This is a genomic window from Mycobacterium sp. IS-1264 (assembly GCF_001954195.1).
Taxonomy (GTDB): Bacteria; Actinomycetota; Actinomycetes; order Mycobacteriales; family Mycobacteriaceae; genus Mycobacterium.
Genome location: NZ_MBES01000008.1, coordinates 56,474 through 78,640 on the forward strand (window position 1 = coordinate 56,474; position 22,167 = coordinate 78,640).

A 22,167-nucleotide genomic window follows, 5' to 3' on the forward strand; every position below is an offset into this window, starting at 1 on the left:
CATGGACGTTGAGATCGTCGGCAAGTTCCTGTCCACCCTGCCCGAGGACGACGACCACCCGTACCGAACGGGGCCGTGGCGTCCGCAGACCACCGAGTGGGACGCCGACGACCTCGCGCCCGTAGCGGGTGAGATCCCGGCCGACCTGGACGGCGTCTACCTCCGCAACACCGAGAACCCGCTGCACCCGGCGTTGAAGACCTACCATCCGTTCGACGGCGACGGCATGCTGCACGTGGTCGGTTTCCGCGACGGAAAAGCGTTCTACCGCAATCGCTTTGTGCGGACCGACGGATTCCTGGCCGAGAACGAAGCCGGTGAGCCGCTGTGGCCGGGGCTGGCCGAGCCGGTGCAATTGACCAAGCGGGAAGACGGCTGGGGCGCGCGCACCCGGATGAAGGACGCGTCGAGCACCGACGTCATCGTGCACCGAGGTATCGCGCTGACCAGCTTCTACCAGTGCGGCGACCTCTACCGGATCGACCCGTACTCGGCCAATACCCTCGGCAAGGAAACCTGGAACGGGCGCTTCCCGGTCGACTGGGGTGTCTCGGCGCATCCGAAGGTCGACCACAGGACGGGCGAACTGTTGTTCTTCAACTACAGCAAGCAGGAGCCGTACATGCACTACGGCGTCGTCGACCAGAACAACGAGCTGGCCCACTATGTCGACATCCCGCTACCCGGGCCGCGGCTGCCGCACGATATGGCGTTCACCGAAAACTACGCGATCCTCAACGATTTCCCGTTGTTCTGGGATCCGCGCCTGCTCGAACACGACGTGCACCTGCCGCGCTTCTACCCCGACATTCCGTCGCGCTTCGCGGTGATCCCGCGCCGCGGCGGTACCGACGACATCCGATGGTTCGAGGCGGACCCGACGTTCGTGCTGCACTTCACGAACGCCTACGAGGATGGCGACGAGATCGTGCTCGACGGCTTCTTCGAAGGCGATCCTCAGCCGATCGACACCGGTGGAACCAAGTGGGAGAAGCTCTTTCGCTTCCTGGCGCTGGATCGCCTGCAGGCCCGGCTGCACCGCTGGCGCTTCAACTTGGTCACCGGGGAGGTCAAAGAAGAGCGGCTGTCGGAGTCCATCACCGAATTCGGCACGATCAACCCCGCCTACGCCGCCACGGGCTACCGCTACACCTACGCTGCCACCGGCAAGCCGGGCTGGTTCCTGTTCGACGGGCTGGTCAAACACGACGTGCGCACCGGCGGCCAGGAGGGATTTTCGTTCGGCGACGGTGTTTACGGCAGCGAGACCGCGATGGCGCCGCGGGTGGGATCTATTAGCGAGGACGACGGCTATCTGATCACTCTCACCACCGATATGAACGCCGACGCCTCCTACTGCGTGATCTTCGACGCCGCTAGGATCGGCGACGGGCCCGTGTGCAAACTTCAACTGCCCGAACGCATTTCCAGCGGCACGCATTCGACGTGGGCGCCCGGCGAACAGCTGCGGCGCTGGGACAACGCGGAGTCGGCGGCCGCCGCCATCGGGCTATGAAGCACCGCCGGACGACGCACTGGCCACTGGAATTGGCGTCGATCGGCGCCCTTCGCTTCGCCCGGCGTTCGTCGAACTTCGAAGAGACTGTGCGGTTTTACCGCGAACTGGTCGGGCTGCCGCTTTACGAGACGTTCGAGGCCAGCTACGGCAGCAGCGGCGCGATCTTCGGCTTGCCCAGCTGGAACCTGACGATGGAAATCGTCGAGGCGGACGAGGAAGTCGCGGTGGACCGTCACGAGCAGCTGTGCCTGTACTTCCCGGACAAGCACGCCCAGCGCGCCGCGATCGCGCGCTTGCAGCAGGCGGGGCAGGAGCCCGTCGAGCAGCATCCCTACTGGGAGGCGACGGGGGCGGTCACCTACCGCGACCCGGACGGCCGCGAAGTCGTGTTCGCGCCCTTCGTGTTCGGCGTCAACGAACCCGACGGCAGCTCCGCCTCAGGCAAGCACGAGTTCCCGCCCGCCTGAGCTTCAGCGGGGAGGCCGACCGGACGCGAGCGCGGCGATCACCGAGAAAAGCGAGCAGACCACCGCACAACCCCCGCCGACCGCACCCACGTAAAGCCCGTAGTCGGCGGACACCGGCGGATTGACGTTGAGCTTGTAGTACCACACCGTCAACGCCAACAGCAGCAGCGAAATAACCAGCGCCGCAATCGAAGCGACCCGCACCGACAGCCCCCGGCCCACCATCGCCCCGGCGACCAACAGCGTCGAGGACAGCAACACGATGAGCTGCCCCGCCCCGAACCCCCGCGGGAGTTCCAGGTTGCCGTGGGTGCCCCCGATCGCGTTGGCCCAGCCGCCGCCGTTGACCGCCGTCGTCAGCCACGGCATCCACGCGCTGGCCGAAACCAACAAGGCGAAAAACGCCACCAGCCAACCGGGGTGCAGGCGGCGAGTCATGGTTTCGACAGTAGTAGGAGCTCGAACCAGTCGTCGCTCGCCACGCGGCGTATGAGGATCGCGGCTACGAATGCACTTGCCGCACAACCCGACACCTGAGTCACACCCGTCACTTCCCTCCCCCGGACTGGGGACAGGCGTTTTGCCCGCCTCCCAGCGACAATGCCGATACGCGGCAGTGTACTGGCCTTTCGCCCCGGGGGTGGGGCTGTCGCTCAGAGGCGGGCAAAACCCCTGGTTCCCCTTCGGCCGTGACCCATGGGGCGGATGTTCTTCAGACCTGTTAGCTCTCCAGCGACGACAAGTTGAAGATGACACCCGTCGGGTCGCTGGCCGCGGCCAGCCGGCCGTACGGGGTGTCCTCGGCCCCCCGCACCACGGCACCGCCGTTGTCGGCGATCACCTGCAGGGTCTTGTCGACATCCTCGGCCCCGAAGAAGATGCTCCAATTCGAGGGCACGCCCTCGGGGAGGAAGCCGCTGCCATCCATCATTCCGAGCAATTGCTGATCGCCGAACGAAGCTGTGGCGTACCGGAATTCGTCCGTGTCGGAAACCTGCTCGGTCCGCCACCCGAAGACCTCACGGTAGAAGTCGACCGCGGCGCGGTAATCGCGGGTGGTCAGCTGATGCCACACCGGGGAGCCGGCCTCACCGATCACCTCGAACCCACGGTGCTCCAACGGCTGCCACAGCCCGAAGATCGCGCCCGACGGATCGCTCGCCAGGCCCATGTGGCCCTTGGCCGGGACCTCCATCGGCCCCATGCACGCCATGCCACCCGCCGCGGTCGCGGCCGCCATCGTCCCGTTGACGTCGGCGGTGTGGAAGTAGGTGGCCCAGTTGTCCGGGGCGCCGAACTCGGGCCGGTTGGCCATCAGCCCGGCCACGGGGTGGCCGTCCTTGGCGGCGTTGACATATCCCCCGTACTCGGGACCGGCGGACTCGAAGGTCCAGCCGAACACCGTGCCGTAGAAGTCCTGGGCGCGGTCGAGTTCCGACGTCGTCAAATCGATCCAGCAGGGAGCGCCCAGCGGCGCGCCGTCACGAATGGGCACGATCTCCTCCATCAGGTGTCGCAGTGCCCCGCGGTCGCGGGTTCACACATATCGACTCGCGGCAAACCGGAAACTCATCGAGGCTTGGCTGCCAAGATCTGATCCACACCCATCCGGCCTTCCTCGAAGGCCAGGCCGCCGCCGGCCAGATACAGCCGCCACACCCGGGCGACCTCTTCACCCTGCAACGCCACGAATTCGTCGAAGCGGCTCTCCAGCGTGTTCAGCCAATGTTCGGCGGTGCGCGCGTAGTGCTCGCGCATCGCCGCGACCGAACGGATCTCCAAGCCCGCGTCCTGCAGGTAGCGCAGCGTCTGCCAGAGCGGCCGCATGTGCATGTCGGGCGCGATGTAGGCCTCGATGAACGCTCCCCCGCCCGGCGCGGCATCGGCGCGCCGCGACATCTGCTGCAGCAACAGCCTGCCGCCGGGCCGCAGCGCGCGATCGAGGATCGCGATGTAGCTGGGATATAGCCGCTCGCCCACGTGCTCGCCCATCTCGACGGACGCGACCGCGTCGAACGTCTCATCGCTCAGATCGCGATAGTCCTGCAGCCGGACCTCGACGCTGTCGGCCAGACCACGCTCGGTGGCGCGGGCGAGGGTGAAATCGCGCTGCTGCGCCGACAGCGTGATCCCCACGGCGCGCACTCCGTAGCGGTGCGCCGCGTGCAGGATCAGCGATCCCCAACCACAGCCGACGTCCAGCAGCCGCATCCCCGATTTGAGGTCAAGCTTGCGGCAGATCATGTCCAGCTTCGCCGTCTGCGCGTCGTGCAGCGACTGGCCCGGACGGGTGAAATACGCCGACGAATACGCCATGTGCTCGTCGAGCAGCAGCCGGTAGAAATCGTTGGACAGGTCGTAGTGGTGCGCGATGACGGCGCGATCGCGGCGCCGGGTATGCAGCCGGCCCGACAGCCGCGCCTCGCTGGCCGGCGCCTTGGGCGGCGGGCCGATTACCCCCAGCCGCACCGCGTGCAGCGCCGCCAGCGCCCGAGCCTGGGGCGGAAGCGTCGCGCCGGCACCGGGGCGCGATCGGGCCAGCCGCCAGGCCCGCCGCAATCCCTCGGTCAGGTCACCCTCGACATCGATGTCACCGGTCACGTAGGCGCGAGCGAGGCCGAGTTCGCCTGGGCGCCACAGCAATCGGCGCAGGGCGCGCCGCGACCGCAATACCAGGACCGGGCCGTCGTCCGGGCCGATCTCGCTTCCGTCCCACGCGCGAATGCGGACGGGCGGGTCGACCCCGGCGGTGGTTCGAAGCAGGTCCGCCAGGCGATTAGCGACCGGAGCCACGATCCCCGTTCAGGCGCGGATTGGGTCCGGTGAACACGGTGACGAAGTTCTCCAGGGAGTCGCGGATATCGCTTCGCAGCGCCGCGGCGACGATCATGCCGATCGGCCCGAACAGCGCGGGCCCACCGAGGTGCACGTCGAAGCTGACGACGGAGCCGTCGTCCTTCGGCGCGACTTTGGCCATCAGCTTGACCTTCACCCCGCCGACGCCGTCGCCGTTGAGGGTCATGCCTTCCGGTGGCTTATAGCGCACGACCGTCCAGCGGATCCGGTTGTACATGCCCTTGACCTCGACGATCGACTCGACGACCGTGCCCTTCTCGATCTGGTCGGGCAGCGTGCTGCGCCACACCCGGTGGATGGTCAGCCACTCCCGATACCGGGAGAGATCGGAGGCGTGCTTCCAGGCCTGTTCGGGCGCCAGGGGTACGTCGATTGATCCGGAGAGTTTGGCCATGCGCTCAGTTCTGTTGGTCGCCGTTGGCGGCCGAGTCGGCGGCCTTCTTGGCCTCCTCCTGCACCTTGTGGATGGTGTCGGAGTATTTGCCTTGCGTCTTTTCGTCGACGAACTCGCCGGCCTTGTCGATTGCCTCCCCGACCTTGTCGGCGTTTTGCGACAACAGATCCTTCGCCTTGTCCAGGAATCCCATGCGCCGTTCCTTCCCCGCTGATACCCCGCGAATTCTACTTGGCGGCCCTCACCGGTTCCCGCCACAACTGCGGCCGCACGCCGAGGATCCTGGCCCTGATCCACCACGCCGCCTCGATCGCGACCGCGCCCAACACCCCGACGCCCAGCGCGGTCGACGTCACAGCCACATTCGACGGGTCGAGCAGGAACTTCTTCTGGGCCAACGGGACGCTGAAGATCACGACGTACGCCAACCCGCAGCCGATCACCAGCGCCACCCGCCACCACTGGTAGGGACGCGCCACCACCGCCAGCACCCACAGCGCGGTCACCAGCAGCGTGATCAGCGCCGCGGTCGACGCTTGGTCTTGTTGCTGGAACGTGGCATGGCGACCGTGGTAGGCCAGCAGGTAGGAGGCAAAGGTAGCGGCGCCGACGATGAGTCCCGACGGCAGCGCGGACGTCAACACCCGCCGCACGAAGCCGGGGTGTGCGCGCTCGTTGTTTGGTGCCAGCGACAGGACGAACGACGGGATGCCGATCGTGAACCACGCCGCGATGGTGACGTGGATCGGCTGAAACGGATACAGCAACGGGTCCGCCTTGAGCGGACCGGAAAACAGGCATTCGATACCCACGAACAGTGCCAGCAGCGCCGAATACACGGTCTTGGTCAAAAACAGGTTGGCGACCCGTTCGATATTGCCGATCACCCGCCGGCCTTCACCGACGACGTAAGGAAGTGTGGCAAATCGATTGTCCAGCAAGACGATCTGTGCAACCGCCCGCGCCGCCGGGCTTCCGGCGCCCATTGCGACGCCGATATCGGCATCCTTGAGGGCCAGCACATCGTTGACGCCGTCACCCGTCATCGCCACCGTGTGGCCGCGCGATTGCAGGGCGTGCACGATCGCACGTTTCTGGTCGGGCCGGACCCGGCCGAACGTGGTGTAGGACTCGAGTGTGTCAGCCAGTCCGTCCTTGTCCGTCGGCAGTTGCCGCGCGTCCATCGTCTCGCCGTGCAGCCCGAGCTCGCCGGCCACGGCGCCCACCGACACCGCATTGTCACCGGAGATCACCTTGACCGAAACACCCTCGGCGGCAAAGTAATCCAGCGTCTGACGGGCATCCGGCCGCACCTTCTGCTCGAGCACCACCAGCGCGACCGGCGTGACCTGACCCGGCGCGTCCGGCTGATTCACGGGCTCCTCGGCGGAGCCCAGCAGAAGCACCCGCAACCCCTCGGCGCCGACACGTTCGGCCCGTTCCGCTGCCGCCGATGCCGGATCGAGCAGGACATCGGGGGCGCCGATCACCCAGTTGCCGTGGTCGCGATAGGACACGCCACTCCACTTCGTGGCCGACTTGAAAGGCGCGCTGGCCGTGGCGATCCAGCCGGGCGGTTCGCCATAGGTCTCGGCGATCGCACGCATGCTTGCATTGGGGCGGGCGTCGGCGGCGGCAAGCGAGGCCAGCACATCGGCGACGGTTTGTTCTGTGGGACCCAATTGCTCGACGTCCGAGATCCGCATGCCGGTTTCGGTCAAGGTGCCGGTTTTGTCGGCGCAGACCACGTCGACGCGGGCCAATCCCTCGATCGCGGGCAACTCCTGCACCAGGCATCGCCGCTGACCCAGCCGGACGACCCCGACCGCGAACGCGGCCGATGTCAGCAGGACCAGGCCTTCGGGCACCATCGGCACCAGCGCGCCGACCGTGCGCAGCACGGACTGCCGCCATCCCGCGTGCGTGGTGAAGAACTGGGTGTAGATCGTCAGCAGGCCGGCCGGCACCAAGAGGTAGGTGACGAACTGCAGAATCCGGTTTATGCCGTTGCGCAGTTCGGATTTCACCAGGGTGAACTTGCTGGCCTCCTCGGCAAGCCGGGCGGCATAGGCGTCCGGGCCGACCTTGGTGGCGCGGTATGCCCCGGTTCCGGCGACGACGAAACTGCCCGACATCGCCGCGTCGCCGACGTTCTTGTCGACGGGGTCCGCCTCACCGGTCAGCAGCGATTCGTCAACCTCCAGGTTCTCCTCCTCGAGGATCTCGCCGTCGACGACGATCTGGTCCCCCGGGCCGAGCTCGATGACGTCGTCGAGTACCACCTCGCCCGCCGGCAGCGCTCGTGTCCCGGATTGCCTGCGCACCAACGGCTTCGCCTGCCCGATGATCGCCAGCTTGTCCAGCGTCTGCTTGGCCCGGATTTCCTGGACCATGCCGATGACGCTGTTGGCGATGATGAGCAGGCCGAACAATCCGTTGATCACCGAGCCTGTCGTCAGCACGATTACGAACAGGACACCCAGGATCGCGTTGATCCGGGTGAAGACGTTGGCCCGAACGATTTCCGCGACGCTGCGCGCGGCGCGTTGCGGAACGGCGTTGCTCTTGCCGTCGGCTACCCGATGTGCCACCTCGGCATCGGTCAGACCGTTGCTCACCGATGAGCTCATCGGGTGAACGTCCCCAGCTTGTTTGCGTCGTAGTACTCGAGGTTCAGCGTGTTTCCGGCGAAGGTTGCCTTGGAAACCGTTCCGGGCGGGGCATTTTCGTTCGTCAGCAAGAAAGTGAACGTATCGCCATCCCAGTGGGTCAGGGCGAACTTCTGATTTTTCGGCCCGAGCTCGAGCTGCAGGGCGCCGTCGTGTTCGCTGACGATGGCCGGGCCCCAGTAGTCGTTGGCGTACGTTCCGACGTAATCGCTCAGCGGCCTGGCCTGCGCCGGGTTGTCGGGCGGTTTCTTGCCGACAAGCGAGCCCTCCGGGTTGTTGATCGGGGCGATCGCATTCTTGTACACCGACGCCCAATCCTCGCGAATCTGCCCGTACTGCACCAGATCCATGAACTGCGCGGTCAGCGTCTCCGGCACGCCGTACGGCGCGGCGTTGGTCAGGGCGATGATCGCCAGGTCCTCGGACGGCATCACCACGAAGTTCGTCGACTCCCCCAACGTGAACGCGCCCGAATGGCTGTACGTGGTGCGGCCCGACGAGTTCACCGACACCGCGAATCCGTGGCCGTAGAAGCTCCCCCGCGACTTGGGCGTCGCCGGGGGCCTCGAAACGGCCTGCGGGGTAACGGCAGGCAGCAGCGCCTCGGGCGAGGTGATCCGCTGCCCGTTGTACGTCCCGTTGGCGAGCAGCATCGTCAGCCAGCGGGCCATGTCGTTGACCGACGAACTCACCCCGGCGGCCGGAGACTGCGGATCGGGATCCCTCTGAAACCGCGGTTCCCACTTGTCGCCGACCTTGACGTGGTTGACGGCGCGGTTGGGCCGGGCCAGGAAGTCGGCGAACCGCGAACTCGTCGACGCCATCCCCAGCGGGCGGTAGAGCACCTCGTCGGACAGGTCCGCCCACGGCTTGCCCGCGGCGGCCGCCACCGCCTCTGCGGCAGCCGTCAGGCCAAAGTTGGTGTAGGCGTAGCTGATTCGAAAAGGTGCCAGCGGCAGATACCGCAGCCGCTCGAGTGTCTGGCGGCGGTCGTAGTCCAGATCCTCGAGCCGGTCACCGGCGTGGTCGGGCAGCCCGGAGCGATGCGAGTACAGGTCGGCGACGGTCACGTGGCTAGTGACGTAGGGATCTGACAGCTCGAACCACGGCAGCTTGGAGACGACGGGCGTGTCCCAGCCGATCACGTTGTCGGTCACTTCATGCGCCACCACCGTCGCACCGACCGACTTGGAGATCGACGCCAGCTGGAAGACAGTGTCGGCGTCTACCTTGTTGGCTTGGCCGTCACCTTTGCTTGCGTCTTTTACGCCGAAGCCCTTGGTGTACAACGCCTTTCCACCATGAACGATCGCCACGGCCATGCCCGGGACACCGGAGTTCTTCATCAGGTCGTTCACCAGGCCGTCGACCTTGGCGACGGCATCGTCGATACGGCCCGCCGGGATGTCCAGGCCCGAGAACTCATCGGGCGACGCGTCCGACAGCGGGCTCGATGCCGGGGCGGGCCCACATCCCGTCAGCGCCAGCAGGGCCACCACGACAGCGGCCGTTGCCGCGCGTTTCGTCATGGCCGCAAACTTTAGCCCGGCGGCTACCGGATCAGAGCCGCCACCACGGGTTGAATCGTGTGAGCCCGGACGGATCGATGCGCTGCCCCGGCGCGGGGACGGCCACCTTGACGTCGGCGGCTTCGGCGGCCGCGAGCAGGCGTTCGACGGGTTCGGCCCACGGGTGCGGGGCCAGCCGGAAGGTGCCCCAATGGATCGGCACCAGCAGTCCCGACCCGGACACGGTCACATCGAGATGAGCGCGGACCGCTTCCTCGGGGTTCATGTGGATGTCCGGCCACGCCGGGTTGTAGGCCCCGATGGGCAGCAGGGTCAGGTCGAACGGTCCATGGTCGGCGCCGATCTGCGCGAAGCTCTTCGTGTAACCGGTGTCGCCGCCGAAGTACGCGCGATGGCTCGGGCCGATGATGCCCCACGACGCCCACAGCGTGGTGTTGCGGTCCATGAACCGCCCCGAAAAGTGGCGCGCCGGCATGCAAATCAGGGTCAGCTCGTCGACCTTCCTGCTCTCGTTCCAGTCGAGTTCGACGATGCGGTGCTCGGGTATACCCCACGAGCGCAGGTGGGCGCCGACGCCGAGGGGCACGAAGAACGGGGCCCGCTGTGTCCGGGCCAGCGCCAGCACGGTGTCGATGTCGAGGTGGTCGTAGTGGTCATGGCTGATGACGATGGCATCGAGGGCGGGCAACGCTTCGAGTGCTATCGGCGGTGGATGCAGTCGCTGCGGGCCGACCACGTCGGACGGGGAGCATCGGTCGCTCCATACCGGATCGGTGAGCACCCGGTAACCGTCGATCTCCAGCAACGCCGTGGAGTGGCCGAGCCAGCTGACCGCGAGCCGGCCGGGGTCGCCTTCGAAGAGTCGCGGCGCGGCCAGCGGGATCGGCGCTGCCGGGCGGCTCCTGTTGCGTCCCCCCACGAACTCCCACGCGATCATCCCCAGCTGCTCGCGGTCCATATTGATCGTGGCCGGGTCGATGTTGACGAAGACGCCGTCGCGATAGTTCGGCGACCGCTGCACCACAGCCCGGATCGACGCCGGATGGGCGCCCAGCGCCGCCGGTGCGCCGTGCAGGGCACGCAGGGCCCAACCGCCAGCCGCCAGTGTGGCCGTGCCGGCGGCCAGTCGTAGCGCTGCACGGACCATGATGGTCAAGCTCCCTGGAACTTCGGCGGTCGCTTCTCCACGCGGGCGATCTGCGCCTCGATGACGTCCTGGCTCGCCCAGGCCTTGTCGAACAGTTCCTTGTGCTCCGGCCACGCCTCCTCGATGGAGCCGTCGTCGTTGAGCACCCGCTTGGCGTGCTGGATCGCCAAGGGGGCCAGGCCGGCGATCTCGGCGGCCCAGGCCTGGGCGTCTTCGAGGTGACCGATGCGGTTGGCCATCCCGGTCTGCAGCGCCGTCTCGGCGGTGAGCTTCTCGGCGGCTAGCAGCATCGCTCGGGCCCGGCCGTGGCCGACGAGCGACGCAAGCCGACGGATGCTCCAGTTATCAAGGGCGAGACCGTATTTCGACGTCGGAAACTGGAAAAAGGCATCCGGCGCGACGACCCTGAGGTCACATTGCATGGCCAGCTGCAGGCCGGCACCGATGGCGGGCCCATTGATGGCGCCGATCACCGGGATCGGGGCGGCGTCCAATACCTTGTGCAGCTCGATGAGCCGGTCGGGGTAGTCGGCGGCGAACGCGTCGCCACTGAGGTCCGCGCCGGCGCAAAAGGCCGTGCCCTGACCGGTCAGGACAATTGCGCGGGTTGACCCCGCCGCCGCCTTCAACACGGCCTCCCGCAGCTCCTCGACGAGCTGGGAGTTCAGGGCATTGCGACGCTCGGGGCGCTGCAGCTCAATCGTCATGACGGCTTCGGCCTGTGTGACACCGATCATGGGGCCCAGCCTATATAGCCGCTTTGTATATAGCCTCGTCGCGTGAGTCGTATCACGACCGAGCAGCTGCGCGACGCGGTCCTGGACGAGGGCTCCTTCGTCAGCTGGGACCGAGAGCCGCTGGCCGTGCCGGTGACCGACTCGTACGCGCGAGAGCTTGCCGGCGCCCGCTCCGCCACCGGCCTGGACGAATCGGTGCTGACCGGCGAGGGGCGCGTGCACGGGCGCCGGGTGGCGGTGGTCGTCTGCGAGTTCGGCTTCCTCGCCGGCTCGATCGGGGTGGCGGCGGCGGAGCGGATCACCTCCGCCGTGGAGCGGGCGACCGCCGAGCGGCTGCCGCTGCTGGCCTCGCCGAGTTCCGGTGGGACCCGCATGCAGGAGGGCACCGTCGCGTTTCTGCAGATGGTGAAGATCGCGGCGGCCGTCCGGCTGCACAAACAGGCGCGCCTGCCCTACCTGGTCTACCTGCGGCATCCCACTACCGGCGGGGTCTTTGCCTCCTGGGGTTCGCTGGGCCATGTCACGATCGCCGAGCCGGGCGCCATGATCGGCTTCCTCGGGCCGCGGGTGTACCAGCTGCTATACGGCGAGCCGTTCCCGGCCGGGATCCAGACCGCGGAGAACCTGCAGCGACACGGGGTGATCGACGGCGTCGTCGCACTGGACGGCCTGCGGCGCATGGTCGATCGCGCGCTCACGGTGATCGCCGACGAGCCCGAACCGCCCATTTCGCCGCAGCCGGCCGGGCCGATCCCCGACGTGCCGGCGTGGGACTCGGTGGTGGCGTCGCGACGACCGGACCGGCCGGGCGTCGGACACCTGCTAAGACACGGAACCACCGACCGGGTGCTGCTCTCCGGCACCGGACAGGGCGAGGCGGCGACGACAATGCTGGCGCTGGCCCGGTTTTGCGGCCAGCCCGCGGTCGTGCTCGGCCAGCAGCGGCTCACCGGCGGGCTGGTCGGGCCTGCATCGCTGCGTGAGGCCCGGCGCGGCATGGCGCTGGGCGCCGAACTGCGCCTACCGCTGGTGCTGGTGATCGACACCGCCGGCCCCGCGTTGTCGGCCGACGCCGAGCAGGGCGGGCTGGCCGGCCAGATCGCCCAGTGCCTGGCCGAGCTCGTGACGTTGGAGACCCCGACGGTGTCGGTGCTGCTGGGCCAGGGCAGCGGCGGCCCGGCGCTGGCGATGGTGCCCGCCGACCGGGTGCTGGCCGCGCTGCACGGCTGGCTCGCGCCGCTCCCGCCGGAGGGAGCCAGTGCGATCGTGTTCCGCGACACCGCGCATGCGCCCGAACTCGCTGCGGCCCAAGGCATCCGGTCGGCCGACCTGGTGCGGTCGGGCATCGTCGACGTCATTGTGCCGGAATATCCCGACGCCGCCGACGAGCCGGTCGAGTTCTCCCAGCGACTGTCGCACGCGATAGCCGCCGAACTGCACGCGCTGCGTGGAATTGCCGATGCCGAACGCCTGTCCGCGCGGTTGCGGCGTTACCGCCGCATCGGATTGCCCTGAGCCGCTTAGGCGTTGGTTTATGTCTCGGCGACGGCGTCCTCGGAGGCGAGGCCGAAATAGCGCTGTATCGTCGGGCCGAGCCAGTCGACGATCTCGTCGCGCGTCATTTGAACGACGGGCGGCAGCCGTAATACGAAGCGGCAGAACGCCATACCGATGATCTGGGTGGCGATCAGCCCGGCGCGAACTTCGTGTTCGGCCGCTGGCGCCAGGGCCGCAACCAACGGTTCCACCTGGCTTTCGAAGATCCGCTGCATCCGTTGCGCCGCTTCGCCGTTGGTGGCGCTGGACCGCAGCAGGATCACCAGCGCCTCGTCGCCCTCCCAGCGTTCGAGAAAGTGCCGGACGAGCGAGCGTCCGACCTGTGCGGGGTCGGTCGCCGCGTAGTCGGGAAACCTGAGGTCGAACTCGGCCGCGGCGGCAAACAACTTGTCCTTGCTGCCGTAGTAGCGCATCACCATCGCCGGATCCACGCCGGCATCGGCGGCGATCGCCCGGATCGTCGCCGCCTGGAAACCGGCCGCGCCGAACCTTTCGCGGGCCGCCGCCAGGATCGCCGCTTTCGTCTGTTCGGATGATCGCCTCATGTCAACAATTGTAGGCCAACAACTGTTGACATTGCACGCAAGACACGCCAGCATGGAGTTATGCCAACAAGCGTTGACTTATCCACCGCAAAGGAGCCAACCATGAACGACACCGATGTCCTCGTCGTTGGCGCAGGTCCCACCGGCCTCGCCGCCGCCGCTTCCCTGATCGCCCGCGGAGTCCGCGCCGTCCTGGTGGACGCGCTGGCCGAGGGCCAGAACACCACCCGCGCGGCGGTGGTGAACGCCCGCACGCTCGAGGTGCTCGAAGACATCGACGTCTCCCGGCGGCTGGTCAACGCGGGGCTGATCGCGCCGCGCTTCACCATGCGGGAGGGCCGACACGTGCTCGTCTCCATCGACTTCAGCAAGCTGCCGACGAAATATCCGTACAGCCTGATGATCTCCCAGGCCGACACCGAACGGCTCCTGCTGGAGCGACTGCACGAACTGGGCGGTGAGGTGATCCGACCCAAGACGCTGCGCCGCCTGGCCCAGGACGCGGACGGCGTCACGGCCACCTTCGACGACGGCGAGACCATTCGAGCCCGCTATGTCGTCGGTGCCGACGGTATGAAGAGCGTGGTCCGTGAGCAGGCCGGGATCGGCTTTGCCGGAAGCGAATTCGCCGAATCGTTCACACTCGCCGACGTGCGGCTGGCAGGTGCCGCACCCCGCGACGAGGTGATCCTGTTCTACGCCAACGAAGGCCTGACCGTGCTGGCGCCGCTACCCGGCGACATCTTCCGCATCGTCGCGCCCGCCGCGAACGCACCGAAGGAGCCCTCGGCGGAGTTCGTGCAGGCGCTGCTGGACAGCCGGGGATTCGGACCCGGCGAGTCGGTGGTCACCGAGCTGCTGTGGGGAACGCGGTTCCACATCCACCACCGCGTCGCCGACAGCTACCGAGCCGGGCGACTACTGCTGGCCGGTGACGCCGCCCACGTGCACAGCCCCGCCGGCGGCCAGGGCATGAATCTCGGTATCCTCGACGCGATTTCGCTTGCCCGCGCGCTCTCCGAGGTCGTGGGCGGCGGCTCGGACACCGCGTTGGACGCCTACGCCGCCGTCCAGCGCGGATATGCCGAGCAGGTTCTGAAACTGACCGGACGCCTGACCAAGATGGCGACCCTGCCGCGCCCGGTGCGCCCGGTCCGCAACTCGGCCATGCGCCTGGCCGCGGGAGTTCCCGCGGTGCGCCGGCAGATTGCGGTTCAGCTCAGCGGGCTCGACCGCCGGTGAGCAGAGTCGCGCCTCCCACCGCGATAGGGAACAATCCGGCAAAATGGGCGACATGGACACTGGTGTGACGTCACCTCGCGTCTTGGTTGTCGACGACGACTCCGACGTGCTCGCCTCGCTCGAACGCGGACTGCGACTTTCCGGATTCGAGGTGTCGACGGCGGTCGACGGCGCCGAGGCGTTGCGCAGCGCCACCGAGACCCGGCCCGACGCGATCGTCCTCGACATCAACATGCCCGTGCTGGACGGCGTCAGCGTCGTCACGGCATTGCGCGCCATGGACAATGACGTGCCCGTCTGTGTGCTGTCCGCCCGCAGCTCGGTCGACGATCGCGTGGCAGGGCTGGAGGCCGGCGCCGACGATTACCTGGTCAAACCCTTCGTGCTGGCCGAACTCGTGGCCCGGGTGAAGGCGCTGCTGCGCCGCCGCGGCGCCACCGCGACGTCGTCCTCGGAAACCATCACGGTCGGGCCGCTGGAGGTGGACATCCCGGGCCGGCGGGCCCGGGTCAACGGCGTCGACGTGGACCTGACCAAGCGGGAGTTCGACCTGCTGGCGGTGCTGGCCGAACACAAGACCGCGGTCCTGTCACGCGCGCAGCTGCTGGAGCTGGTGTGGGGGTATGACTTCGCGGCCGACACCAACGTCGTCGACGTGTTCATCGGCTACCTGCGCCGCAAGCTCGAGGCCAACGGAGGGCCCCGGCTGCTGCACACCGTTCGAGGAGTCGGGTTCGTGCTGCGCATGCAGTAACCGGATCGAAGCAGGCCATGAACATCCTGTCGCGAATCGTTGCTCGTACGCCGTCGCTGCGGACCCGGGTGGTGGTCGCGACGGCCATCGGGGCCGCGATTCCGGTGCTCATCGTCGGCGCCGTGGTCTGGGTCGGCATCACCAACGACCGCAAAGAGCGGCTGGATCGCCGTCTCGACGAGGCCGCGGGCTTCGCGATCCCGTTCCTGCCCCGCGGTCTTGGCGAAATCCCCCGCTCGCCCAACGACCGTGACGCCATCATGACGATCCGCAGCGGCAACCTGATCAAGTCGAATTCCGATGTCACGCTGCCCAAGCTGGACGACGGCTACGCCGACACCTACATCAACGGAGTGCGCTACCGGGTCCGGACGGTGGAGATTCCCGGGCCGGGGCCGACGTCGCTCGCCGTCGGCGCCACCTACGACGCCACCCTCGCCGAGACCAACAATTTGCATCGACGGGTGATGCTGATCTGTGGCTTCGCCATCGGCGCGGCGGCCGTATTCGCTTGGCTGCTGGCCGCTTTCGCGGTGCGCCCGTTCAAGCAGCTCGCCCAGCAGACCCGGTCGATCGACGCGGGAGACGAGGCGCCGCGAGTCGAAGTGCACGGCGCCAGCGAAGCGGTCGAAATCGCCGAGGCGATGCGGGGAATGCTGCAGCGCATCTGGAACGAGCAGAACCGGACCAAGGAGGCGCTGGCTTCGGCGCGCGACTTCGCGGCCGTCTCCTCCCACGAGCTGCGCACTCCGCTGACCGCGATGCGCACCAACCTCGAAGTGCTGTCGACCCTGGATCTGCCCGACGACCAACGCAAAGAGGTGCTCAACGACGTGATCCGCACCCAGTCGCGGATCGAGGCCACCCTGAGCGCCCTGGAGCGGTTGGCCCAGGGCGAACTGTCGACGTCCGACGATCACGTGCCGGTCGACATCACCGATCTGCTCGACCGCGCCGCCCACGACGCGACCCGGATCTACCCCACCGTCGACGTCTCGCTGGTGCCGTCGCCAACCTGCATCATCGTGGGATTGCCGGCGGGCTTGCGCCTCGCGGTCGACAACGCGATCGCGAACGCCGTCAAGCATGGCGGCGCCACCAAGGTCCAGCTGTCCGCGGTCAGCTCGCGGGCCGGAGTGGAGATCGCCGTCGACGACAACGGCACCGGGGTGCCCGAAGGCGAGCGAGAGGTGGTGTTCGACCGATTCTCCCGCGGTTCGACGGCCTCACACTCGGGCTCGGGCTTAGGGCTCGCGTTGGTGGCACAGCAGGCGCATCTGCACGGCGGAACGGCGTCGCTGGAGGACAGCCCGCTGGGCGGCGCGCGGCTGGTGCTGCGCCTGCCCGGTCCGAGCTAGCGTCGCCGTCACGCGCCGCCGGTCTCGGGCACACTAGGACGATGGCCGATGGCAACACACCAACCGACAGCGACGCCCTGGCGCACATCCGCGACCTGGTCGCCGAGGAGAAAGCGCTGCGGACGCAGCTGCAGCGCCGGGACATCACCGAGTCCGAAGAGCATGAACGCCTGCGCCAGGTGGAGATCGAACTCGACCAGTGCTGGGACCTGCTGCGGCAGCGTCGGGCACTGCGCGAGACGGGTGGCGACCCAAAGGAAGCGGCCGTACGTCCGCCCGGCCAGGTCGAGGGCTACCTCGGCTAGGAACACATCCGGAACATGGCGGTCGACGGCGTCCGGGAGTGCGATGTTGTCGTGGTCGGCGGGGGCCACAATGGCCTGGTCGCCGCGGGCTACCTGGCCCGGGCGGGCCTTCGGGTGCGGCTGCTGGAGCGGCTGGGACACGTCGGCGGTGCCGCGGTCTCCGCGCAGCCGTTCGACGGCGTCGACGTCCGGGTCTCGCGCTACGCGTACCTGGTCAGCCTGCTGCCCCCGCGGATCCTCGACGACCTGGGCGCCGCGGCGCCCCTGGCCCGGCGGCGGTTCTCGTCGTACACGCCCGACCCCGACACCGGTGGCCGCACCGGGCTGCTGGTCGGGCACCCCGGCACATTCGCAGCGATCGGCGCGGCCGACGACGAGGACGGTTTCGCGACGTTCTACCGGCGCTGCCGAGTAGTCACGGAACGCCTCTGGCCGACGCTGCTCGAACCGCTGCGCACCCGCGAACAAGCCCGCCGGCACGTCCTCGACGGCGGCGATCCCGATGCGGCGTCGGCGTGGCGGGCCATCGTCGACGAGCCGATCGGACACGCGATCGCGGGCGCGGTGCGCAACGACCTGGTGCGCGGCGTGATCGCCACCGACGCGCTGATCGGCACCTTCGCCCGCCTGGACGAGCCGTCGCTGATCCAGAACGTCTGCTTCCTGTATCACGTGCTCGGCGGAGGCACCGGAGAGTGGAATGTCCCCATCGGCGGGATGGGCTCGGTGACGGCGGCCCTGGCCGCGGCGGCCGTTGCTCACGGTGCCGAAATCACCACCGGCGCAGACGTTTTCGCCGTCGATCCGGACGGCCTGGTGCGCTACCGCAGCGGCGACGAAGAGCACACCATCCGTTGCCGCTTCGTCCTGGCGGGCGTGACGCCGACGGTGTTGGCCGGCCTGCTCGGGGAACGGCCTGCGAGGCCAGCCCAGGGCGCGCAGGTCAAGGTGAACATGGTGCTGCGGCGGTTGCCGCGCTTGCGCGACGACAGCATCACCGCCGAACAAGCATTCGCCGGGACCTTTCACGTCAACGAGACGTGGGCGCAACTGGATACGGCGTATTCGCGCGCGGCCGCCGGACAGCTACCGGATCCGTTGCCGTGCGAGGCCTACTGCCATTCGCTGACCGACCCGAGCATCCTTCCGCCCAAGCTGCGTGAGTCGGGCGCTCACACGATGACGGTGTTCGGCGTGCACACGCCACATTCGCTATTCGACGGGACCTACTCCGGGGCACTGCGTGACCGGCTGACCGATTCGGTGTTGGCGTCGCTGAATTCCGTTCTGGCCGAACCGATTCAGGACGTACTGATGAGCGACGCGAACGGCCGGCCGTGCATCGAGACGACGACCACCCTGGACTTACACCGCAAACTGGGGATGACCGCGGGCAACATCTTCCACGGCGCGTTGTCGTGGCCGTTCGCGGACGACGGCGACGCGTTGGACACCCCGGCACGGCAATGGGGCGTCGCCACGGCGCACGAGCGAATCATGTTGTGCGGGTCGGGCGCCCGCCGCGGCGGAGCGGTATCGGGCATCGCGGGCCACAACGCCGCGATGGCGGTACTTACAGCAGTGTTCGCCGGGCCCGGCCCGGCCACCTAGCGCTGCTCGATCGTGGCGTAGTCGCGCTCGGTGTACCCGGTGTAAATCTGGCGCGGGCGGCCGATTTTGCTGTCGCCCTCGTCGTGCATCTCGCGCCAGTGCGCGATCCACCCGGGCAGCCGGCCCAACGCGAACAGCACGGTGAACATCCGGGTGGGGAAACCGAGCGCCCGGTAGATCAGGCCGGTGTAGAAGTCGACATTGGGGTAGAGCTTGCGCTCGATGAAGTAGTCGTCGGTGAGCGCCTTCTCCTCGAGCTCCTTGGCGATGCTCAGCAGGTCGTCGTCGCCACCGAGTTTCGACAGGATCTTGTCGGCCTGCTCCTTGACGATCCGCGCGCGGGGGTCGTAGTTCTTGTAGACGCGGTGACCGAAGCCCATCAATTTGACGCCGGCCTCGCGGTTTTTCACCTTGCGGACGAATTCGCTGACGTCGTCGTCGCTCGCGCGGATCTCCTCCAGCATCTCGAGCACCGCCTGGTTGGCGCCGCCGTGCAGCGGGCCCCAGAGCGCGTTGATGCCGCCGGAGATCGAGGTGAACAGGTTGGCCCGCGACGAGCCCACCAGCCGAACCGTGGACGTCGAACAGTTCTGTTCGTGGTCGGCGTGCAGGATGAACAACATGTCCAGCGCCCGCACGATCTCGGGATCGGCCCGATACGGCTCGGCCGGCAACCCGAAGGTCATCCACAAGAAGTTCTCCACCAGCGACAGCGAATTGTCCGGGTAGAGGAACGGCTGTCCGACCGACTTCTTGTAGGCGTACGCGGCGATGGTGGGCAGCTTTGCCAGCAGACGAATCGTGGACAACTCCACCTGCCCGTTGTCCATCGGATCCAGCGAATCCGGATAGTAGGAGCTCAACGCGTTCACCACGCTGGACAACACCGGCATCGGGTGGGCGTTGGGCGGGAAGCCGTCGAAGAACCGCTTGAGGTCCTCGTGCAACATGGTGTGCCGCTGGATCTTGGTGGTGAACTCGGCCAACTGCTCCTTGTCCGGTAGCTCGCCGTAGATCAATAGGTAGCTGACTTCGATGAACGTCGACTTCTCGGCCAGCTGCTCGATGGGGTATCCGCGGTAGCGCAGGATCCCGGCGTCGCCGTCGATGTAGGTGATGGAGCTCTTGCAGGCGGCGGTGTTGACGAACCCGTTGTCAAACGTGGTGTGGCCGGTCTTGGACAACAGCGAGCCCAGCGCGATGCCGTCAGCTCCCTCGGTGGCGTGGACGACCTCCAGGTCGATCTCGCCTCCCGGGTACTTGAGAGTTGCGGTGTCGTCGGTGTCGGCCACGAGAACCCCTTTGCGCTCTGGCTGGTATGGCTGCCCTGACTAGGTGCTTATAGCTGAAGGTAGTCGTTATGGTGGCGGAGCGCCTGCCCGGGGTGGGTCTCGACGATCTTCCTTAGGCAATCATCAGGCGACCCGTCACAACGGGCGCTACGTGGCCCGTCCGCTGCTCACCTCGGTCAGGGCTGGAGGCGCTCGACCCGCGAGCCGATGACCCGGATCCGGTTGTGCACCCGGTTTTCCCGGCCCTGCCAGAACTCCACCACTTCGGGTGCGATGACGTAGCCACCCCACCCCGGTGGCACCGGGATGCGCTCGTCGTCGGCGAAGCGCGCGGTCACGTCGGCCAGCTGGTCGAGCAGCGCCGCGCGCGAGGCGATCGGCTGCGACTGGTGTGAGGCCCACGCGCCAAGCTGCGAGCCGCGCGGCCGTTTGGACCAATACTCCGCGGTGACCCTCGGGTCGACCTTGGTCACCGCGCCGCGGACGTGCACCTGTCGACCCAGGAGATACCAGGGGAAGGTTGCGGACGCGTACGGCGTCGCCGCGAGCTCGATGCCTTTGGCTGAGTCATAGTTCGTGAAGAATGTGATCCCGGTCTCGTCCACGCCCTTGCACAGCACCGACCGGCTCATCGGCCTACCCTCGGCGACGGTGGCCAGCACGAATGCATTGGGTTCGGGTACCCCGAAGTGTTCGGCGTCGTCAATCCACTTGCGCAGCAACGCAAGCCAACCGTCATCGAGCCAATCCGCGTCGAGGTCGGGACCGCCGTCCCGCTCGACGGACCCGTACTCGACTCGCATTCGTTGCAGGTGGTCGTCGTCTGGTCCTGCCATCGCGCCAACGCTACCGGCGCTTGCTACCGGCCGGTAGCGTCCGCCCGGAAGCGGGGTGCGAGAATTTTCCCATGACTGTGGTCCCGGAAGATTTCGTCCCTGGCCTCAACGGTGTGGTCGCGTTCACCACCGAGATCGCCGAGCCGGATAAAGACGGCGGCGCGTTGCGCTATCGCGGCGTCGATATCGAGGATCTGGTGAGCCAGCGGGTCACGTTCGGCGAGGTGTGGGGCTTGCTGGTGGATGGCGAGTTCGGCCGCGGACTGCCTCCCGCAGAGCCGTTCCCGCTGCCGATCCACACCGGCGACGTCCGCGTCGACGTGCAGGCCGGCCTGGCGATGCTGGCGCCGATCTGGGGGTACAAGCCCCTGCTGGACGTCGACGACGGCACCGCCCGCACGCAACTGGCCCGGGCGTCGGTGATGGCGCTGTCCTATGTCGCGCAGTCGGCGCGCGGAATCTATCAGCCCGCGGTCCCGCAGCGAGTCATCGACGAATGCTCTACGGTGACAGCACGTTTCATGACTCGCTGGCAGGGCGAGCCCGATCCCAGGCACGTCGAGGCCATCGACGCCTATTGGGTGTCCGCGGCCGAGCACGGCATGAACGCGTCGACGTTCACGGCGCGAGTGATCGCCTCGACCGGCGCCGACGTCGCGGCGGCCCTGTCCGGGGCGATCGGGGCGATGAGCGGCCCGTTGCACGGCGGGGCGCCGGCCCGGGTGCTGCCGATGCTCGAGGAGGTCGAGCGCACCGGCGATGCCCGCGGCCTGGTCAAGGGAATCCTGGACCGCGGCGACAAGCTGATGGGCTTCGGGCACCGGGTCTACCGCGCCGAAGACCCCCGGGCGCGGGTGCTGCGGGCAGCGTCGGAACGGCTGGGTGCGCCGCGCTACGAGGTGGCGGTCGCACTCGAGCAGGCCGCGCTGGCCGAGCTGCGCGAGCGCCGTCCGGACCACCCGATCGAGACCAACGTCGAGTTCTGGGCCGCCGTGATCCTCGACTTCGCCCAGGTGCCGGCCCACATGATGCCGGCGATGTTCACCTGTGGCCGCACCGCCGGATGGTGCGCGCACATTCTCGAGCAGAAGCGGCTGGGCAAGCTGGTCCGCCCGTCGGCGATCTATGTGGGGCCGGGGCCACGCAGCCCGGAGTCCGTGCAGGGCTGGGACCGGGTGCTCACCACGGCCTGAGCTTCCGCTCGCGGGCGTAACGTCACGGCGAACTTCGGCCCAATTTTTCGCCCTGGCGTTACGCTCGCGTCCGCTAGTTGTCGGTGCCCGGCGGTTAAATGGCGATCGCCGCGATGAGTTTGCGTCGCGGGCGCAGTCAATAACCGTGAGCGGTCC

Annotated in this window: 21 protein-coding genes; 9 read left to right on the forward strand and 12 right to left on the reverse strand. The window is 67.8% G+C overall.

Annotated features, from left to right (window positions below; all coding sequences use genetic code 11):
- Position 1: 1 nt before the first annotated feature.
- Together A5744_RS01700 and A5744_RS01705 are read left to right on the forward strand one after the other, a co-directional pair.
- Positions 2 to 1,516, forward strand: coding sequence for a carotenoid oxygenase family protein (locus A5744_RS01700; RefSeq protein WP_076057873.1), 1,515 nt, complete (start codon positions 2 to 4; stop codon positions 1,514 to 1,516).
- A complete protein-coding gene (locus A5744_RS01705; protein ID WP_076057874.1) occupies positions 1,513 to 1,986 on the forward strand; it encodes a VOC family protein in 474 nt (157 codons plus the stop codon). The genes A5744_RS01700 and A5744_RS01705 overlap by 4 nt, the downstream gene beginning before the upstream one ends.
- 3 nt (positions 1,987 to 1,989) lie before the next feature.
- On the opposite strand, the gene A5744_RS01710 is transcribed toward A5744_RS01705, so the two are convergent.
- From A5744_RS01710 to A5744_RS01750, 9 genes are all read right to left on the reverse strand, one after another.
- Positions 1,990 to 2,424, reverse strand: a complete 435-nt coding sequence (locus tag A5744_RS01710) for a hypothetical protein (protein ID WP_076057875.1) — start codon at positions 2,422 to 2,424, stop codon at positions 1,990 to 1,992.
- Positions 2,425 to 2,707: 283 nt separating this feature from the next.
- Positions 2,708 to 3,481 (reverse strand): VOC family protein, encoded by a 774-nt coding sequence (locus tag A5744_RS01715; protein ID WP_076057914.1) that lies wholly within the window; start codon positions 3,479 to 3,481, stop codon positions 2,708 to 2,710.
- A 74-nt stretch (positions 3,482 to 3,555) separates the two neighbouring features.
- Complete coding sequence (locus tag A5744_RS01720) at positions 3,556 to 4,779, reverse strand: cyclopropane-fatty-acyl-phospholipid synthase family protein (protein WP_083679172.1); 1,224 nt, start codon at positions 4,777 to 4,779, stop codon at positions 3,556 to 3,558.
- Positions 4,763 to 5,236, reverse strand: coding sequence for an SRPBCC family protein (locus A5744_RS01725; RefSeq protein WP_076057876.1), 474 nt, complete (start codon positions 5,234 to 5,236; stop codon positions 4,763 to 4,765). The genes A5744_RS01720 and A5744_RS01725 overlap by 17 nt, the downstream gene beginning before the upstream one ends.
- Positions 5,237 to 5,240: 4 nt before the next feature.
- On the reverse strand, positions 5,241 to 5,429 hold the full coding sequence (locus A5744_RS01730) for an antitoxin (protein ID WP_076057877.1): 189 nt from the start codon (positions 5,427 to 5,429) through the stop codon (positions 5,241 to 5,243).
- Positions 5,430 to 5,463: 34 nt separating this feature from the next.
- Complete coding sequence (locus A5744_RS01735; RefSeq protein ID WP_076057878.1) at positions 5,464 to 7,866, reverse strand: cation-translocating P-type ATPase; 2,403 nt, start codon at positions 7,864 to 7,866, stop codon at positions 5,464 to 5,466.
- On the reverse strand, positions 7,863 to 9,434 hold the full coding sequence (locus A5744_RS01740) for a serine hydrolase (RefSeq protein WP_076057879.1): 1,572 nt from the start codon (positions 9,432 to 9,434) through the stop codon (positions 7,863 to 7,865). The genes A5744_RS01735 and A5744_RS01740 overlap by 4 nt, the downstream gene beginning before the upstream one ends.
- A 31-nt stretch (positions 9,435 to 9,465) precedes the next feature.
- On the reverse strand, positions 9,466 to 10,581 hold the full coding sequence (locus A5744_RS01745; RefSeq protein WP_076057916.1) for an MBL fold metallo-hydrolase: 1,116 nt from the start codon (positions 10,579 to 10,581) through the stop codon (positions 9,466 to 9,468).
- Positions 10,582 to 10,586: 5 nt separating this feature from the next.
- Positions 10,587 to 11,318 (reverse strand): enoyl-CoA hydratase, encoded by a 732-nt coding sequence (locus A5744_RS01750; RefSeq protein ID WP_076057880.1) that lies wholly within the window; start codon positions 11,316 to 11,318, stop codon positions 10,587 to 10,589.
- A gap of 42 nt (positions 11,319 to 11,360) precedes the next feature.
- Between A5744_RS01750 and A5744_RS01755 the strand changes: the two genes are divergently transcribed.
- A complete protein-coding gene (locus tag A5744_RS01755) occupies positions 11,361 to 12,833 on the forward strand; it encodes a carboxyl transferase domain-containing protein (RefSeq protein ID WP_076057881.1) in 1,473 nt (490 codons plus the stop codon).
- A gap of 17 nt (positions 12,834 to 12,850) precedes the next feature.
- Here A5744_RS01755 and A5744_RS01760 read toward each other — a convergent pair whose 3' ends face one another.
- Positions 12,851 to 13,420, reverse strand: coding sequence for a TetR family transcriptional regulator (locus A5744_RS01760; RefSeq protein WP_076057882.1), 570 nt, complete (start codon positions 13,418 to 13,420; stop codon positions 12,851 to 12,853).
- Between the two features lie 102 nt (positions 13,421 to 13,522).
- Between A5744_RS01760 and A5744_RS01765 the strand changes: the two genes are divergently transcribed.
- Genes A5744_RS01765 through A5744_RS01785 form a run of 5 tightly spaced genes read left to right on the forward strand, consistent with a single transcriptional unit; the run spans position 13,523 to position 18,690 of the window.
- Complete coding sequence (locus A5744_RS01765) at positions 13,523 to 14,662, forward strand: FAD-dependent monooxygenase (RefSeq protein WP_076057883.1); 1,140 nt, start codon at positions 13,523 to 13,525, stop codon at positions 14,660 to 14,662.
- Positions 14,663 to 14,705: 43 nt separating this feature from the next.
- Positions 14,706 to 15,416 (forward strand): two-component system response regulator PrrA, encoded by a 711-nt coding sequence (gene prrA, locus A5744_RS01770; protein WP_139329770.1) that lies wholly within the window; start codon positions 14,706 to 14,708, stop codon positions 15,414 to 15,416.
- Positions 15,417 to 15,433: 17 nt separating this feature from the next.
- Positions 15,434 to 16,774 (forward strand): HAMP domain-containing sensor histidine kinase, encoded by a 1,341-nt coding sequence (locus A5744_RS01775; protein ID WP_076057884.1) that lies wholly within the window; start codon positions 15,434 to 15,436, stop codon positions 16,772 to 16,774.
- 41 nt (positions 16,775 to 16,815) lie between these two features.
- On the forward strand, positions 16,816 to 17,079 hold the full coding sequence (locus A5744_RS01780) for a DUF2630 family protein (RefSeq protein WP_076057885.1): 264 nt from the start codon (positions 16,816 to 16,818) through the stop codon (positions 17,077 to 17,079).
- Between the two features lie 15 nt (positions 17,080 to 17,094).
- Entirely contained in the window at positions 17,095 to 18,690 is a 1,596-nt protein-coding gene (locus A5744_RS01785) for an NAD(P)/FAD-dependent oxidoreductase (protein ID WP_076057886.1), read from the forward strand.
- Here the strand turns inward: A5744_RS01785 and A5744_RS01790 are convergent.
- On the reverse strand, positions 18,687 to 19,982 hold the full coding sequence (locus A5744_RS01790; protein ID WP_076057887.1) for a citrate synthase: 1,296 nt from the start codon (positions 19,980 to 19,982) through the stop codon (positions 18,687 to 18,689). The two genes, A5744_RS01785 and A5744_RS01790, sit on opposite strands and share 4 nt — an antisense overlap.
- Before the next feature lie 176 nt (positions 19,983 to 20,158).
- A complete protein-coding gene (gene pdxH, locus A5744_RS01795; protein ID WP_076057888.1) occupies positions 20,159 to 20,818 on the reverse strand; it encodes a pyridoxamine 5'-phosphate oxidase in 660 nt (219 codons plus the stop codon).
- Positions 20,819 to 20,889: 71 nt separating this feature from the next.
- Here pdxH and A5744_RS01800 point away from each other — a divergent pair, with 71 nt between their 5' ends.
- Positions 20,890 to 22,011 (forward strand): citrate synthase 2, encoded by a 1,122-nt coding sequence (locus tag A5744_RS01800; RefSeq protein WP_076057889.1) that lies wholly within the window; start codon positions 20,890 to 20,892, stop codon positions 22,009 to 22,011.
- Positions 22,012 to 22,167 lie beyond the last annotated feature (156 nt).